Annotated in this window: 9 protein-coding genes and 3 rRNA genes; 11 read left to right on the top strand and 1 reads right to left on the bottom strand. The window is 60.8% G+C overall.

Features of this window, described 5'->3' with window-relative positions:
• Window positions 1-83 precede the first annotated feature (83 nt).
• The 5 genes from AC6I97_RS16185 (at window position 84) to rrf (ending at window position 10132) form a co-directional block, all read left to right on the top strand.
• Entirely contained in the window at window positions 84-2312 is a 2229-nt protein-coding gene (locus tag AC6I97_RS16185; RefSeq protein ID WP_309928009.1) for a HelD family protein, read from the top strand.
• A gap of 37 nt (window positions 2313-2349) precedes the next feature.
• On the top strand, window positions 2350-3660 hold the full coding sequence (gene tyrS / locus AC6I97_RS16180) for a tyrosine--tRNA ligase (protein WP_497945414.1): 1311 nt from the start codon (window positions 2350-2352) through the stop codon (window positions 3658-3660).
• A gap of 956 nt (window positions 3661-4616) precedes the next feature.
• Window positions 4617-6139 (top strand): 16S ribosomal RNA (locus tag AC6I97_RS16175).
• Window positions 6140-6714: 575 nt separating this feature from the next.
• Window positions 6715-9870 (top strand): 23S ribosomal RNA (locus AC6I97_RS16170).
• A 145-nt stretch (window positions 9871-10015) separates the two neighbouring features.
• A 5S ribosomal RNA gene (gene rrf, locus AC6I97_RS16165) occupies window positions 10016-10132 on the top strand.
• Together the 16S, 23S and 5S rRNA genes form the textbook arrangement of a ribosomal RNA operon.
• 292 nt (window positions 10133-10424) lie before the next feature.
• Here the strand turns inward: rrf and AC6I97_RS16160 are convergent.
• On the bottom strand, window positions 10425-11624 hold the full coding sequence (locus tag AC6I97_RS16160) for a hypothetical protein (RefSeq protein WP_497945413.1): 1200 nt from the start codon (window positions 11622-11624) through the stop codon (window positions 10425-10427).
• Between AC6I97_RS16160 and AC6I97_RS16155 the strand changes: the two genes are divergently transcribed.
• Genes AC6I97_RS16155 through recN form a run of 6 tightly spaced genes read left to right on the top strand, consistent with a single transcriptional unit; the run spans window position 11577 to window position 17362 of the window.
• Window positions 11577-12443: a hypothetical protein gene (locus AC6I97_RS16155; RefSeq protein WP_497945412.1), complete on the top strand. Its 867-nt coding sequence runs from the start codon at window positions 11577-11579 to the stop codon at window positions 12441-12443. The genes AC6I97_RS16160 and AC6I97_RS16155 overlap by 48 nt on opposite strands.
• Complete coding sequence (locus tag AC6I97_RS16150) at window positions 12436-13422, top strand: HAD-IIA family hydrolase (protein WP_224167030.1); 987 nt, start codon at window positions 12436-12438, stop codon at window positions 13420-13422. Before AC6I97_RS16155 ends, AC6I97_RS16150 begins: the two co-directional genes overlap by 8 nt.
• Before the next feature lie 9 nt (window positions 13423-13431).
• Window positions 13432-13695 carry a hypothetical protein gene (locus tag AC6I97_RS16145; RefSeq protein ID WP_224167031.1) on the top strand — a complete coding sequence of 88 codons (264 nt, stop codon included), beginning with the start codon at window positions 13432-13434 and terminating at the stop codon, window positions 13693-13695.
• A gap of 3 nt (window positions 13696-13698) precedes the next feature.
• Complete coding sequence (locus AC6I97_RS16140) at window positions 13699-14511, top strand: TlyA family RNA methyltransferase (protein WP_224167032.1); 813 nt, start codon at window positions 13699-13701, stop codon at window positions 14509-14511.
• A 13-nt stretch (window positions 14512-14524) separates the two neighbouring features.
• Window positions 14525-15619 (top strand): NAD kinase, encoded by a 1095-nt coding sequence (locus tag AC6I97_RS16135; RefSeq protein ID WP_224167033.1) that lies wholly within the window; start codon window positions 14525-14527, stop codon window positions 15617-15619.
• A 3-nt stretch (window positions 15620-15622) separates the two neighbouring features.
• Entirely contained in the window at window positions 15623-17362 is a 1740-nt protein-coding gene (gene recN / locus AC6I97_RS16130) for a DNA repair protein RecN (RefSeq protein WP_497945411.1), read from the top strand.
• The last annotated feature ends 57 nt before the right edge of the window (window positions 17363-17419 follow it).

The raw sequence follows: 17419 nt of genomic DNA, 5'->3' as shown, positions 1-17419 counted from the left end.
CGCCATATGACCTGGACCCAACACGTTTACCAAAATCGCTGTAGAATGGACGGTCTGTCTTTTGCGATAGGGGTTACGGTTCGATGCACGACGCTGATTTGGTCCACGAGCAGGAATACGTTGCTGGGCTGTACGCCCGGCTCGATGAGCTGCGCGAAGAAAAGCGTGCCCAGCTGGCCCAGGTGCGCAAGGCCGGTGCAGTGGGAACCATGCAAAACGTGTCCGAACGTGACGCGTTCGCCGCGCTGTATGAGGACCGCCTTGCCCAGCTCGACGCCGTCGATGACCGTTTGGTCTTCGGGCGCCTCGATCTGGACTCGGGGGAGGCCCAGTACATTGGCCGTATCGGGTTGTCTACCGCCGATCTCCAACGGCTCATGGTTGACTGGCGCGCCCCGGAAGCCGGCCACTTTTACCAGGCCACCGCTTTCGACCGCCAAGGCGTGCGCCGCCGTCGACACCTGATCCTGCAAGGCCGGGACGTGAAGGCGATCGAGGACGACGTCCTGGATGCCGGCATGCTCGCGGACAACGATTCCCTGCAAGGCGAGGGCGCGCTCCTTGCGGCCCTGAATTCCAAGCGTACGGGCCGCATGTCGGACATCGTGGGAACCATCCAGTCGGAGCAGGACAGGATCATCCGTTCGTCGATCTCGGGCGCGCTCGTCGTACAAGGTGGTCCAGGGACGGGTAAGACGGCAGTGGCACTGCACCGCGCCGCCTACCTCCTTTACACGCACCGTGATCGGCTCAAGAGTGCCGGCGTTCTGCTGGTGGGACCGTCGTCGTCGTTTATGCACTACATCGAGCGTGTACTGCCCTCGCTGGGCGAGACCGGCGTCGTCATGGCCAGTCTTGGCCGGCTTATGCCCGGAATCCACGCTGTTCCCGAGGAAGATCCGGACGTTGCTGCGCTCAAAGGCAAGCTCGACATGGCCACGGTGGTGGCCAACGCCGTGGCGAACCGGCAGCGCACGCCTGTAGAAGACCGCATTCTCGAAGTCGATTCCCGCAAGCTGACGCTGACCGTCCGCCAGGTCCGCCGCGCACGGGAAAAGGCCCGGGCCACGGGCAAGCCGCACAACGAAGCGCGGCTGACGTTCGTCAAGATCCTTCTGCGTGAGCTCACGGAGCAACTAACGGACCTCGTCGAGGAGTCGAACATCGGCAATAACGCCGATCGCGCCTACCTCGCCGAAGACGTCCGGTCCGCCCGGGACGTCCGCATCGCACTGAACCTGTGCTGGATGCCGATGACTCCGGAGAAGCTGATCTCCGAGCTCTTCAGCAAGCCCGCCATCCTGGAAGCCTGCACGCCACACCTCACACCGGAACAGCGATCCCTTCTGCAGCGGCCAGCGGATGCGCCCTGGACCGAGGCGGACGTGCCGCTTCTTGACGAAGCTGCCGAACTGCTCGGTGAGCTGGATCCTGCCGCGGGCAGGGGACTGGCCCAGCAGGAAGCCGACCGCGCCCGCGATCTGGCCAACGCCAGGCAGACCCTGGCCAACATGGAAGCCATGGGCGTGGATGTCCTGGTGAGCGCCGAAGAACTGGCAGACCAGAACCAGGAACGCGAGAACCGGCTCACCGCAGCCGAGCGCGCCACGAGCGATCGTTCCTGGGCTTTCGGCCACATCGTGGTTGATGAGGCACAGGAACTTTCGGCCATGCAGTGGCGGCTCCTCGTGCGTCGCTGCCCGCTGAAGTCCTTCACGATTGTGGGGGACATCGCCCAAACGAGTGCAGCGGCAGGCGCCAATTCGTGGCAAAGCGCGCTCGCGCCGTCGTTCGGTGACCGCTGGCAGCTCGAAGAACTGACCGTCAACTACCGCACGCCGTCCCAGATCGCGGAAGCCGCTGTTCGGATGGCCAACCGCGCAGGCCTGGTGGTCTCGGCTCCGAAGGCCGTGCGCGAAGGCAAATGGTCGCCCATCGTGGACCGCGTCGAAGCGGACGGAATTATCTCCCGCCTGGTCGAGGTCCTGCCTGAGGAAGTGGAAGCAATCGACGGCGGCCTGCTGGCTGTCATCGCCGATGGCCCACTGCTGCCGCAGGCGGCCGCCGCGCTGCGCGGGATCTACGGCCGCCGCATCGGCTCGGGAGCCGGAAGCTACGAGCAGGACATCGTGGTCATCAGCCCCAAGGAAGCGAAGGGCCTGGAATTTGATGGCGTCATCGTCCTGGAACCGGCTGCCATGCTCAATCACGAGCACGGCAAGGTGGGCGACCTCTACGTCGCTATGACCCGACCCACGCAGCGGCTCAGGCTCATCGCCGCGGCACCGCTGCCCGCCGGCATCGAACGCTAGGAAAAGTGAACCCAACAATCCTGCTAACTTAGAACTCGTGTCACACGTAAACAACATCGAGTCCCAGCACAACGATCCCGCCTTTGCCAACATCTGGCAGGAGCTCAAATGGCGCGGCCTGATCCACGTTTCCACCGACGAAACGGAACTGGAAAAGCTGCTCGCCGGGGACCCGATCACGTATTACTGTGGCTTTGACCCCACCGCTCCGTCCCTTCACCTGGGTAACTTGGTGCAGCTCCTGCTGATGCGGCGCCTGCAGTTGGCTGGCCACAAGCCGCTCGGCCTGGTTGGCGGATCCACGGGCCTTATCGGTGATCCGCGTCCGACGGCGGAGCGCACCTTGAACACCAAGGACACGGTTGCGGAGTGGGTCGGCTACCTCCAGGGGCAGGTGCGCCGTTTCCTCAGTTTCGAGGGCGATAACGCGGCACGCATGGTCAACAACCTGGACTGGACGGCGCCGCTGAGTGCCATCGACTTCCTCCGTGAGATCGGAAAGCACTACCGGGTGGGCACCATGCTTCGCAAGGATGCTGTCGCCTCCCGTTTGAGTTCCGAAGAGGGCATTAGTTACACCGAGTTCAGTTACCAGATCCTGCAGGGCATGGACTACCTCCAACTGTTCCGCGACTACGGGTGTGCACTGCAGACCGGTGGCTCGGACCAGTGGGGCAACCTCACCAGCGGTACCGAACTCATCCGCAAGGTGGAAGGCAAGAGCGTCCACGCCCTGGGTACGCCGCTCATCACCAACTCGGACGGTACCAAGTTCGGCAAGAGCGAGGGCAACGCCATCTGGCTGGACCCCGAAATGTGCAGCCCGTACGCGTTCTACCAGTTCTGGCTGAACACGGCCGACGCTGACGTGGTGGACCGGCTCAAAGTCTTCACGTTCCTTTCACGTGCGGAAATTGAAGAGCTTGGCCAGGCTGTTGCGAAGCGTCCCTTCGCACGGGAAGGCCAGAAGAAGCTTGCGTTCGAAGTCACGTCCTTGGTGCATGGCATCGATGCGACTGAAAAGGTCATCGCCGCTTCGGCAGCACTCTTCGGCAACGGCGACCTCACCGTCCTGGACGAGCGCACCCTGGAAGCAGCGACCGCGGAACTTCCCTCCGCGAAGATCAGCGCCGACGGTCTTGGAATCATCGACTTGTTGGTGGCCGCCGGTTTGTCCGACAGCAAGTCGGCAGCCCGCCGGACCATCGGGGAGGGCGGCGCCTACGTGAACAACACCAAGGTCTCCGATCCGGATGCCGTTATCGCGCGGGATGAACTGCTTCATGGCCGGTACCTGCTCCTTCGCCGGGGCAAGAAGAACCTGGCGACGATTGAGGTTTCGGCCTAGTTCGCCGTACATCGCAATACCTGAAAGGGCCGGCAACCGTTGTGGTTGCCGGTCTTTTCTGCGTTTAAGCGTGTTTGTGCGTGGTTGGCGCGAAGGCGGTTGGGAGGTTGGCGCGTGGGTGGCTGGGTGGCTGGGTGGCTGGGTGGTTGGCGCGGCGCGAATGTGGTGGTCTTCCTCTGCGCGCTCGGTCGTTCCTCCCTTGGACGCGCGCTGCCGGATGGCCGCCGCCTTCTTCGGATGTTCTCTCAGATCGTGCGGGGTTTGGGGGATCGTTCTCTCAGATCGTGCGGGGTTTTGGTGGGTGGGGTGGAAATGTTCGACGGCGGTGGTTGGCTTGGGTGTTTGGCGGCGGGATTGTGGGGTGTGGTTGGTGTGACGGGCTTCACTGGGGTTGGTTTTTGGGGTTTTGGGGTGGTTTTGGCGGGTCTGTGGCGTTGTTTGGCCTGTGTTTGGGCGGTTTTGGCCGGTTTCTGGGTGGTGTTGGGGTGGATTTGTGTGGGGGCTGGTGGGCGTGTAATGTCTTCTGAGTCGCCGCGAGTGAGACAGCCTGGTGCTGGGAACCGCGGGGGCCGACCCCCTTTGATAACAGCCTGGAATATGGTGCGCTTTTGGGCGTGCTGGTTGCCGGGTGGGGCCGGGGCCTGGATCGGGAATCGCGGAAACGTTGATTTGCCAAGAGCGGGTTGATCGGGTAAGTTTGAAAAGTTGCTCCGGAGCGATCCTGTGGCCCTGTTGGGGTTGTGGGTGGTGCCGGTAAGTGTCTGTTGTTTGAGAACTCAATAGTGTGCCAAGTTTGTTGATGCCGATTGTTTTTTTGATTGGTTGAAATTATATGCCGGATCGTCATGCACCCCCGTGTGTGGTGGTTTGGTTTTCAGCTGGTTTCGAATTTTGTGCAGCCGTGTTCGCCGTTATTTCCGGTGGGTGTGGTTGTGTCTGTTTGATTTTTTTTGTTTTCAACGGAGAGTTTGATCCTGGCTCAGGATGAACGCTGGCGGCGTGCTTAACACATGCAAGTCGAACGATGATCCCTGGCTTGCTGGGGGGATTAGTGGCGAACGGGTGAGTAACACGTGAGTAACCTGCCCTTGACTCTGGGATAAGCCTGGGAAACTGGGTCTAATACCGGATATGACCATCTGGCGCATGTCATGGTGGTGGAAAGCTTTTGTGGTTTTGGATGGACTCGCGGCCTATCAGCTTGTTGGTGGGGTAATGGCCTACCAAGGCGACGACGGGTAGCCGGCCTGAGAGGGTGACCGGCCACACTGGGACTGAGACACGGCCCAGACTCCTACGGGAGGCAGCAGTGGGGAATATTGCACAATGGGCGAAAGCCTGATGCAGCGACGCCGCGTGAGGGATGACGGCCTTCGGGTTGTAAACCTCTTTCAGTAGGGAAGAAGCGAAAGTGACGGTACCTGCAGAAGAAGCGCCGGCTAACTACGTGCCAGCAGCCGCGGTAATACGTAGGGCGCAAGCGTTATCCGGAATTATTGGGCGTAAAGAGCTCGTAGGCGGTTTGTCGCGTCTGCTGTGAAAGACCGGGGCTCAACTCCGGTTCTGCAGTGGGTACGGGCAGACTAGAGTGCAGTAGGGGAGACTGGAATTCCTGGTGTAGCGGTGAAATGCGCAGATATCAGGAGGAACACCGATGGCGAAGGCAGGTCTCTGGGCTGTAACTGACGCTGAGGAGCGAAAGCATGGGGAGCGAACAGGATTAGATACCCTGGTAGTCCATGCCGTAAACGTTGGGCACTAGGTGTGGGGGACATTCCACGTTTTCCGCGCCGTAGCTAACGCATTAAGTGCCCCGCCTGGGGAGTACGGCCGCAAGGCTAAAACTCAAAGGAATTGACGGGGGCCCGCACAAGCGGCGGAGCATGCGGATTAATTCGATGCAACGCGAAGAACCTTACCAAGGCTTGACATGAACCGGAAAGACCTGGAAACAGGTGCCCCGCTTGCGGTCGGTTTACAGGTGGTGCATGGTTGTCGTCAGCTCGTGTCGTGAGATGTTGGGTTAAGTCCCGCAACGAGCGCAACCCTCGTTCTATGTTGCCAGCGCGTTATGGCGGGGACTCATAGGAGACTGCCGGGGTCAACTCGGAGGAAGGTGGGGACGACGTCAAATCATCATGCCCCTTATGTCTTGGGCTTCACGCATGCTACAATGGCCGGTACAAAGGGTTGCGATACTGTGAGGTGGAGCTAATCCCAAAAAGCCGGTCTCAGTTCGGATTGGGGTCTGCAACTCGACCCCATGAAGTCGGAGTCGCTAGTAATCGCAGATCAGCAACGCTGCGGTGAATACGTTCCCGGGCCTTGTACACACCGCCCGTCAAGTCACGAAAGTTGGTAACACCCGAAGCCGGTGGCCTAACCCTTGTGGGGGGAGCCGTCGAAGGTGGGACCGGCGATTGGGACTAAGTCGTAACAAGGTAGCCGTACCGGAAGGTGCGGCTGGATCACCTCCTTTCTAAGGAGCTGCTAACAACCGTGTCGGTTCCCGTGCATGCGGGGGCTGGTGGTTGTCAGTGTTGCCCATTGCGCAGGCGTATGTTCTGCGGTGGGTGCTCATGGGTGGAATATCAACGAATCAAACGTTTGTTTGGCATGGCCTGACCGGTTGTGTCCTGGTGTTAGTACGGCAGTGCGTGCCCCTTTTTTGGGGGTGTGTGGTGTTGGGAACGTGCCGGGGCGTGGTTTGTGTGGGTTGTGTTTGGCGCACTGTTGGGTCCTGAGGCAACAGGACCTTTTTGCAGCAATGCAGGGGGACACAGTTCTGGTGTTTCTTTTGTTCCTGCTTCCGGTTCGTACCGGCACCCGTGTGGGTGTTGGGGGTCTGGTTGACGGGGTTGTTGTTTGAGAACTACATAGTGGACGCGAGCATCTAGAACATGCATGGTGCCGGCTCTTCGGGGTTGGTGGGTGTGTGTTCTTACAGCAATTTCTTATGAATGAACCTGGCCTTTTGTGGTCGTGGTTCTCTCGAATAGATGATGCATCGTGAACCGGTGGGCCCCTTTGTTGTGGGTTTGCTGGTTTGTGTGTGGTCAAGTTTTTAAGGGCACACGGTGGATGCCTTGGCATTAGGAGCCGAAGAAGGACGTAGGAATCTGCGATAAGCCTGGGGGAGTTGATAACCGAGCGTTGATCCCAGGATGTCCGAATGGGGAAACCCCGCACAACGCTTTTGGGTGATTGTGTGACCCGCATCTGAACACATAGGGTGCGTGGGGGGAACGCGGGGAAGTGAAACATCTCAGTACCCGCAGGAAGAGAAAACAAGAGTGATTCCGTTAGTAGTGGCGAGCGAACGCGGATCAGGCTAAACCGTTTCCATGTGTGATAGCCGGCGGGCGTTGCATGGGCGGGGTTGTGGGACTTTCCGTACTGGTTCTGCCGGACCGGTGGGGTGTGTAGTGCAGGCATAGGTGAACGGTCTTGAAAGGCCGGCCAGAGAGGGTGTGAGCCCCGTAACCGTAATGTTGTGTACCGCCTGGAGAGGATCCCAAGTAGCACGGGGCCCGAGAAATCCCGTGCGAATCTGTCAGGACCACCTGATAAGCCTAAATACTTCCTAATGACCGATAGCGGACCAGTACCGTGAGGGAAAGGTGAAAAGTACCCCGGGAGGGGAGTGAAACAGTACCTGAAACCGTGTGCTTACAATCCGTCGGAGCAGTCGTGAGTAATCACTAGTAACTGTGACGGCGTGCCTTTTGAAGAATGAGCCTGCGAGTTAGTGTTACGTCGCGAGGTTAACCCGTGTGGGGTAGCCGTAGCGAAAGCGAGTCTGAACAGGGCGAGTGTAGTGGCGTGATCTAGACCCGAAGCGGAGTGATCTACCCATGGCCAGGTTGAAGCGACGGTAAGACGTCGTGGAGGACCGAACCCACTTCAGTTGAAAATGGAGGGGATGAGCTGTGGGTAGGGGTGAAAGGCCAATCAAACTCCGTGATAGCTGGTTCTCCCCGAAATGCATTTAGGTGCAGCGTTGCGTGTTTCTTGCCGGAGGTAGAGCTACTGGATGGCCGATGGGCCCTACAAGGTTACTGACGTCAGCCAAACTCCGAATGCCGGTAAGTGAGAGCGCAGCAGTGAGACTGTGGGGGATAAGCTTCATAGTCGAGAGGGAAACAGCCCAGACCACCAACTAAGGCCCCTAAGCGTGTGCTAAGTGGGAAAGGATGTGGAGTTGCGAAGACAACCAGGAGGTTGGCTTAGAAGCAGCCATCCTTGAAAGAGTGCGTAATAGCTCACTGGTCAAGTGATTCCGCGCCGACAATGTAGCGGGGCTCAAGTACACCGCCGAAGTTGTGGATTTCACACAGTACCCTAGCCTTCGTGGTTCAGGGGTGTGGAGTGGTAGGGGAGCGTCGTGTGGGCAGTGAAGTCGCGGTGGAAACCAGCGGTGGAGCCTACACGAGTGAGAATGCAGGCATGAGTAGCGAAAGACGGGTGAGAAACCCGTCCGCCGAATGATCAAGGGTTCCAGGGTCAAGCTAATCTGCCCTGGGTAAGTCGGGACCTAAGGCGAGGCCGACAGGCGTAGTCGATGGACAACGGGTTGATATTCCCGTACCGGCGAAAAACCGCCCATGCCAAGCGGGGGATACTAACCGCCCGGAGCCTGCCCGCCCACCCTTGTGGTGTGTGGGTTTTGGCCGAGCGCGGGACCTGATCCCGGGAGGTAAGCGTATTAACAGGTGTGACGCAGGAAGGTAGCCGGGCCGGGCGATGGTTGCCCCGGTCCAAGGATGTAGGGTCAGGGATAGGCAAATCCGTTCCTGTGTGTTTCGAGCACGATCCTGAGATCTGATGGGACTCCCGTTCGGGGGGATCCGGTGATCCTATGCTGCCTAGAAAAGCATCGACGCGAGGTTTTAGCCGCCCGTACCCCAAACCGACACAGGTGATCAGGTAGAGAATACCAAGGCGATCGAGAGAATTATGGTTAAGGAACTCGGCAAAATGCCCCCGTAACTTCGGGAGAAGGGGGGCCTGCCCCGTGATGGAGACTTGCTCTCCGTGAGCGGGTGTGGGCCGCAGAGACCAGGGGGAAGCGACTGTTTACTAAAAACACAGGTCCGTGCGAAGTCGCAAGACGATGTATACGGACTGACTCCTGCCCGGTGCTGGAAGGTTAAGAGGACCGGTTAGCCCCTTGTGGGCGAAGCTGAGAATTTAAGCCCCAGTAAACGGCGGTGGTAACTATAACCATCCTAAGGTAGCGAAATTCCTTGTCGGGTAAGTTCCGACCTGCACGAATGGAGTAACGACTTCCCCGCTGTCTCAACCATAAACTCGGCGAAATTGCAGTACGAGTAAAGATGCTCGTTACGCGCAGCAGGACGGAAAGACCCCGAGACCTTTACTATAGTTTGGTATTGGTGTTCGGAGTGGCTTGTGTAGGATAGGTGGGAGACGTTGAAGCCCGGACGCCAGTTCGGGTGGAGTCATCGTTGAAATACCACTCTGGTCACTTTGGACATCTAACTTCGGCCCGTGATCCGGGTCAGGGACAGTGCCTGATGGGTAGTTTAACTGGGGCGGTTGCCTCCTAAAAAGTAACGGAGGCGCCCAAAGGTTCCCTCAGCCTGGTTGGCAATCAGGTGTCGAGTGTAAGTGCACAAGGGAGCTTGACTGTGAGAGAGACATCTCAAGCAGGGACGAAAGTCGGGACTAGTGATCCGGCGGTACATTGTGGAATGGCCGTCGCTCAACGGATAAAAGGTACCTCGGGGATAACAGGCTGATCTTGCCCAAGAGTCCATATCGACGGCATGGTTTGGCACCTCGATGTCGGCTCGTCGCATCCTGGGGCTGGAGTAGGTCCCAAGGGTTGGGCTGTTCGCCCATTAAAGCGGTACGCGAGCTGGGTTTAGAACGTCGTGAGACAGTTCGGTCCCTATCCGCTGCGCGCGCAGGAAATTTGAGAAGGGCTGTCCTTAGTACGAGAGGACCGGGACGGACGAACCTCTGGTGTGTCAGTTGTACTGCCAAGTGCACCGCTGATTAGCTACGTTCGGATGGGATAACCGCTGAAAGCATCTAAGCGGGAAGCTCGCTTCAAGATGAGATTTCCATACACAATACGTGTGAGAGGCCCCCAGCCAGACCACTGGGTTGATAGGCCGGATGTGGAAGCGAGGACCAAAGACTCGTGAAGCTGACCGGTACTAATAGGCCAACAACTTACACCACACACAACACACTGCACGCGTCCACTATGTGGTTCCCGAACAACAACCGTTCCAGGAACCAACAACTAAATACACAACACCACAGTTGTAACCACACAGTCTTCCCACCCCACACCCGAACAGGTGCGCGGGACGGGTAACAAGGTTACGGCGGTCATAGCGTGGGGGAAACGCCCGGTCCCATTCCGAACCCGGAAGCTAAGACCCACAGCGCCGATGGTACTGCACCCGGGAGGGTGTGGGAGAGTAGGACACCGCCGGACACACATTAGGTAGAGACCCCCAACCCACACCGGGTTGGGGGTCTCCCGCATTAAGCGACTGCATTCAAACGAGAAAAAACAGACCAACTCAAGACAAGCCCCGACCACCACAGCCGGGGCTTGACCCATTTAAACCCCGGAAGACACAGCGCCAATAACGCTGTGAGACTTGCCACGGGACACCCCTGGAGCTGCTCTGACGTTCGGCGACTGAGGTGCTGTCGCCTAGAATTGCATAAGACATACGAGTCGGCAGCCCCGTGCTGCAGACGGCGTGACAACGAAATAAGGGTTATGAGCGACTACGCACGCGCCAGTGGTCGGCTCGCAACAGGAGGAATCCACCATGGCTGAGCACAACGGCGGCAATCGCGACGGCAACCGCGGAAACTTTGGCGGGAATCGCGGCGACCGCGGTTCTTTCCGCCCCAACAATAACTCCGGTGGAGATCCTCGCGGATTCCGTTCCAGGGAGAATCGCGACGGCAATGAGCAGGGTCGTTCCTTCGGTGGCGATCGTGATCGCAGGCCCTTTGGTGACCGCGGTGACCGTGGCGATCGTCCGGCGCGTGATGGTGAGCGTCGCCCATTCAACAGCGACCGTGGCGAGCGTAAGCCCTTCGGTGACCGCCCGCCCCGTGATGGCGAGCGTCGTTCCTTCGGTGGCGATCGTGACCGTAAGCCCTTTGGTGACCGCGGTGACCGTGGCGACCGTGGCGATCGTCCGGCGCGTGATGGTGAGCGTCGCCCATTCAACAATGACCGTGGCGAGCGTAAGCCGTTCGGTGACCGTCCCGAGCGTGGTGGTGAGCGTCGTTCCTTCGGTGGCGATCGTGACCGTAAGCCCTTTGGTGACCGCGGTGACCGTGGCGATCGTCCGGCGCGTGATGGTGAGCGTCGCCCATTCAACAGCGACCGTGGCGAGCGTAAGCCCTTCGGTGACCGCCCGCCCCGTGATGGCGAGCGTCGTTCCTTCGGTGGCGATCGTGACCGTAAGCCCTTTGGTGACCGCGGTGACCGTGGCGACCGTGGCGATCGTCCGGCGCGTGATGGTGAGCGTCGCCCATTCAACAGCGACCGTGGCGAGCGTAAGCCCTTCGGTAGCCGTCCTGAGCGTGGTCCGCGGAACTTTGATGGTCCTCGTCGTGATGGCGAGGAGCGTCGTCCGTTCAACAATGACCGTGGCGAGCGTAAGCCCTTCGGTGACCGTCCGGACCGTGGCGGCGACCGTCGTCCCTTCAGCAATGACCGCGCCAACTCTTGGGAAGACCGTCCGGCCCGGGTTCCCAACGCGAAGGACATTCGCAGCGCCAACCGCCCTGACCGCGAACGTTCTCCCGAGATCGATGAGGATGTCACGGGTAAGGAACTTGACCGCGCCACCGGCCATCAGATCAAGACCCTCGAAGAGCAGAGCGCAGGCTGGGTTGCCAAGCACCTGGTCATGGCCGGTCGCCTGATCGACATCGAGCCGGAGTTGGCCTTCCAGCACGCTTTGGCTGCCAGCCGCAGGGGTGGCCGGCTCTCGGCTGTCCGGGAGGCTGTTGGCCTGACGGCTTACGCTGCGGGTCACTATGGCGAAGCGCTCCGCGAATTCCGTACGTACCGCCGCATCAGCGGGTCCAACGTTCACCTGCCTGTCATGGCGGACTGTGAGCGTGGCCTTGGCCGTCCTGACCGTGCACTGGACATGGTCCGTTCTCCGGAAGCGCAGGACCTGGATGCTCCGGGCAAGGTAGAGCTGGCGATTGTGGCTTCGGGCGCACGCGCTGACCTTAACCAGCTTGACGCTGCTGTTGCCGAACTTGAGATCCCGCAGCTGGACATTAATCGGGCATTCTCCTACAGCCCCCGTCTGTTCCGCGCGTATGCGGAAGCACTGACGGCTGTGGGTCGCACCGAGGAAGCCGAAAAGTGGGCCCGCCAGGCAGTGGTTGCCGAGAATGCCTTGGGTGTTGGCGACTTCGCTGAACCGGAAATTCTTGATCTCGGCTGGGACGAGCAGGAAGAAGCAGCAGCGGCGCGGAAGCCGCGCTTCGAGAAGCGCGGCGAGGATTCCGACGTCGTTAGGCCGGAAAGCGAATCGGTGATCGCCGAGGCGGCTGCTGCAGATGCCGAACACGACGACGTTGACATCGATGATGCCGAATCGGATTACTTCGAGTCGGACGATGCCGAATCGGATATTGATTCAGCAGAAGAGTCTGACGAAGCCGAAGAAGAAGCAGAGGCTGACGAAATCGTGTCCCACGCGGAATCCATCGATGAAGAGGCTACCCACGAACAGGGCACTGACTCCCAGCATGGCTGATTCACTCATTTCGTCCTTTGACGCGGTTCTTTCCGATCTTGATGGTGTCGTTTACGCGGGTCCCCACGCCATTCCCGGAGCTGTAGAGTCGCTGCAGCGCCTGGAGACGGTAGGCGTCGGGCTGGGTTACGTGACGAACAACGCCTCGCGTACTCCCGCCCAGGTTGCAGCGCACTTGAGGGAATTGGGAGCGCCTGCGGAGGATCACCAGGTGGTCAGCTCGTCGCAGGCCGCGGGGGAGTTGCTTGCTTCCATGCTGCCTGCGGGGGCTCACGTGCTCATCACTGGCAGTGCGGCGTTGGCTCACGAGATTGAGCTCGTGGGCCTCAAGCCCGTGCATAGTGCGGCGGAGTCGCCAGTTGCTGTTGTCCAGGGCTTTAACCCGGAGATCGGCTGGAAGGACCTCGCTGAGGCATCCTATGTTGTTGCCGGTGGCGCCCAATGGTTCGCGACCAACACGGATATGTCCATCCCGCAGGCGCGCGGTATGGCTCCTGGCAACGGTACTCTCGTTGCCGCTGTTGCGGCCGCAACGGGCAAGACGCCTATGGTGGCCGGTAAACCTGAAGCACCGTTGTTCCACGCTGCGGCCAAGCGCTTGAAGTCGGACCGTCCTTTGGTAGTGGGGGACCGTTTGGATACGGATATCCTGGGCGGTAATCGTGCGGGATTTGCGACGGCGGCGGTACTCACCGGCGTCGATACCACGCTGACGATTCTGGCTGCACGGACGGAAGAGCGCCCGGATTACCTGTTGGCGGATCTGGGTGATCTTTACAATCCATACCCCGAAATCGTCAGCGACGGCGGCACCTACCGTTGCGGTGCAGCTTCTGCGATTGCCGAGGACGGCAAGGTCACGCTAACAGGGCACAAGGATGACCTCGACACGTGGCGGGCGGCGTGCGCTGCCTGGTGGGCTGCGGTTCCGGACACGGCTGTGGCCCAAGCGCCGAAGCTGGAATGGCGAACTCATTAGACTGGTGCGATGACTGAGCCCATCAATCTCCCGGAAGCTGAGGCTGAACGTACCGCTGTTCACTGGCCGGAGGCTCTCGATTCCACCGGCGATGCTCCGGTGGACCGTGCCCTCAGTTTATTGGAGGGCGTTCATGGCGCTCCGGTGGCCGAGCATGCCGGGCTGTATTCAGCACTTCATGACTCTCTCCTGGAGGCGCTGGATGCTGAGCCTGGCCTCCCGCCGGCTTCTGACCGGCATGCCAGTCCTACCCGCCCGGAAGGCGACAAATAGCGGATGGCAAGACTTGATCAGGAACTCGTGACGCGTGGGCTGGCGAGGTCCCGGACGCATGCTGCCAAGCTCATTAGCGACGGCAAGGTGAGTTCAGACGGGGTCGTTTTGGCCAAAGCGGCCCAGCAGGTGGACGCCGGTACAGACCTGGACGTCCAATCCCACCTTGAGGACATCTACGTGAGCCGCGCCGGGCATAAGCTGGCTGGCGCGTTGGCAGCGTTTCCGGGGGTCGCAGTTTCCGGGAGGCGGTGTCTCGACGCCGGAGCCTCCACTGGTGGCTTCACCGACGTGCTGCTTCGGCAAGGCGCCGCGCAAGTGGTGGCGGTCGACGTCGGGCACGGCCAACTGGTGCCGCTCCTTCGCGATGATCCCCGCGTGGTGGTCCATGAGGGGCTAAACGTCAGGTACGTGACGCCGGACCAGATCGGCGGCACCGCGGCCCTCACAGTTGCAGACCTGTCCTTCATTTCCCTGACGTTGGTCCTGGGCCCCCTTGCTGCCTGCACGGAACCCGGCGGAGACCTTGTCCTGATGGTCAAGCCGCAGTTTGAAGTCGGCAAGGAGCGGCTGAGCCGCACCGGCGTGGTGTCTTCCGAGAATGAACGACGCCGGGCGGTGGCCCAAGTGGCCCGCGCTGCACTTGATGCCGGGCTGGAACTTCATGGCCTGGCAGCAAGTCCACTCCCGGGCCAGGACGGAAATGTTGAGTACTTCCTGTGGATGAAGCGCAGGATGTCCGCTGTGTTGCCTAAGATCGAAGAGCGGGACGAGGACGTTGCTGCGTTGATAAAGAACCTCTGGCCAAACGACTAGAAAGCAGAACCCGATGAGCAGGCATGTACTTGTCCTTGCCCACACAGGGCGGGAGGAATCGCTCCGGGCGGCGTGGGATGCCTGTACGCAGCTGCACTCCTCGGGCCTGGTTCCGGTCCTCCAGAAGTCGGAATTGGCAGATGTCGAGCGCTTTTTTGGTGCCGTTGACACCCCCATTGAGATCCTCCACGACGACGTGAGTTTGGAAGACGTGGAATTGGTGATGGTTCTGGGTGGCGACGGAACCATCCTGCGCGCGGCGGAACTGGTCCGGGAGGTGGACGTTCCCTTGCTGGGCGTGAACCTGGGCCACGTGGGCTTCCTTGCCGAGAGCGAACGTGCTGACCTGGCCCAGACGGTTGAGTGGATCGCGAGCCGCCAGTACACCGTCGAAGAGCGCATGACCATCGATGTCCAGGTGTGGATCAAGGGCCAGAAGATCTGGCATACCTGGGCCCTGAACGAGGCCGCCATCGAGAAAGCCAACCGGGAACGGATGCTCGAGGTCGTCACTGAGGTGGATGAACGCCCGCTGACGTCGTTCGGCTGTGATGGCGTGGTCCTCGCGACGCCAACGGGATCAACGGCGTACGCATTTTCGTCTGGTGGGCCGGTGGTGTGGCCTGAAGTGGAAGCGCTCGTCATTGTGCCGATCAGCGCCCATGCCCTTTTCGCGAAGCCTTTGGTGGTCTCTCCGCGTTCCAAGCTCGCCGTGGAAATCATGAACAGGACGGATGCCCTGGGCGTCCTTTGGTGCGATGGCAGGCGTTCTGTTGATCTGCCTCCGGGTGCGCGTGTCGAGGTGACCCGCTCAGCCACGCCTGTACGACTGGCACGGACGCACAGGACTCCTTTTTCGGCGCGGCTTGTGCGGAAGTTCCAGCTCCCCATCCACGGCTGGCGCGGTCCGGCTCCCCGGTCGGGGGAAGTCCACACTGGCCCAATCCCCGTGATCCGAACCCTTTCACCGGCTCCTTTGCCCACTCCCCGGGAAGCGAATGATTCCCGGGACTCGAACGATTCCCGGGAGCCGAACGATTCCCGGGCCGCCGAAACATCCCTGTACCCGGGGCACGGTGAGCCATCCGACCCCACGAATGCGAAGTGAAGCATGCTTGAAGAACTCCGAATCCGTGACCTCGGTGTCATTACTGATGCCGCCCTGCCGCTGGGCCCCGGCCTCAGCGTGGTTACCGGCGAAACCGGTGCCGGCAAGACCATGGTGGTGACCGCCGTCGGGCTTCTCCTGGGTGCCCGTTCAGACGCGGGTGCCGTCCGCAGCGGCGCCAAATCTGCCTCCGCCGAGGCAGTCTTGAAGCTTGATCCAGCCCACAGCGCGGTGGAGCGGGCCAAGGAGGCCGGCGGTGAGGCGGAGGAGTTCGACGGCGTCGCTGAACTCCTGCTGGCCCGGACCGTTGGTGCCGATGGCCGCAGCCGGGCTTACGTTGGGGGACGGGCGGCGCCGGTGGGGGTTCTGGCCGAACTTGGCGAGAGTTTGGTGGTGGTGCACGGCCAGTCGGACCAGATCAGGCTGAAGAGCGCTACCGCGCAGCGACACGCCCTGGATCGCTTCGCGGGTGCACCTTTGGCGAAGGTCCTGGGGGAATACCAGGATCTGTACAACCATTGGAAGTCCATTCAGGCCGAGCTGGAGACCCTTCGCAGCGAGGCGCGGGAACGGCTTCGTGAGGCGGAGTCGCTGGACGCTGCGCTCAAAGAGATCGATGACGTGGATCCCCAGCCGGGTGAGGATGAGACCCTCAAGGCTGAGGCCGTGAAGCTTGCCAACGTTGAAGAACTCCGGCTCGCAGCAGCGGCGGCACATGAGTCGCTCATCGCGGAGGAATTCGGGGATGCCGGCGATGCCACATCGATGGTGGATGCGGCCAAGCGGACGCTGGAGCATGTTGCAGAACATGATGAGGCGCTGGGGGCCGCTGCTGCACGGCTTGCCGAAGTTGGCTTCCTGCTGAACGATATCGCCGCTGACTTGTCCAGCTACCAGGCCGCATTGGACACCGAAGGCCCGGAGCGGCTCTCCGAAATCGAGGAACGCCGCGCCGCTTTGGCCAAACTGATCCGCAAGTACGCCCCAAGCATCGATGAAGTGCTGGAGTGGGCGGCCACGGCCCGTGTGCGTTTGGACGAGCTGCAGGACGATTCAAGCCGCATCGAATCCTTGGATGCCGAGGTGGCTTCGACCGAAGCTACCCTGCGCAAGCAGGCCGCAGCGATCAGCAAGGCCCGTCTCAAGGCGGCCAAGGACCTCTCGGCCCGTGTGAGTGCAGAGTTGAAGGCGTTGGCCATGGCGGATGCCACGTTGATCATCCAAATAGAGGACAGCGGATCGCTTGGCCCCTGGGGAACGGATGAGATCGCCTTCCTCCTTCAGCCACACTCCGGCGCTCCTGCGCGCCCACTGGGCAAGGGAGCCTCCGACGGTGAACTCTCAAGGGTGATGCTGGCTATCGAGGTAGTGCTCGCTGCGGTGGATCCTGTTCCTACGTTCGTCTTTGACGAGGTGGACGCCGGAGTAGGTGGACGGGCGGCCGTCGAGATCGGGCGCCGGCTGGCCATGTTGGCCCGCCACGTCCAGGTCCTCGTTGTGACGCACCTGCCTCAGGTTGCGGCCTTCGCAGACCAGCACATCCGGGTTACCAAAACCTCAGTGCGGGGCGCCGACGGAAAAACGTCCACGGGATTCACCTCCAGCGATGTGCAACTGCTGGATGACGACGAACGCGTGAAGGAGCTTGCCCGTATGTTGGCCGGGCAGGAAGACTCGGAATCTGCCCAGGCACACGCGCAGGAGTTGCTGGACGACGCGAAGTTGCTTCCCCAGCGGGCGTAGGAAATTCCGGGGACGCGGCCGGTGCCGGACTGCGACCACTATCACATCCGTGCACTT

The organism is Arthrobacter sp. TmtSoilC48, assembly GCF_059739425.1.
Note: the sequence above shows the minus strand (reverse complement) of the source record. Positions and strands in the feature narration are given on the sequence as shown.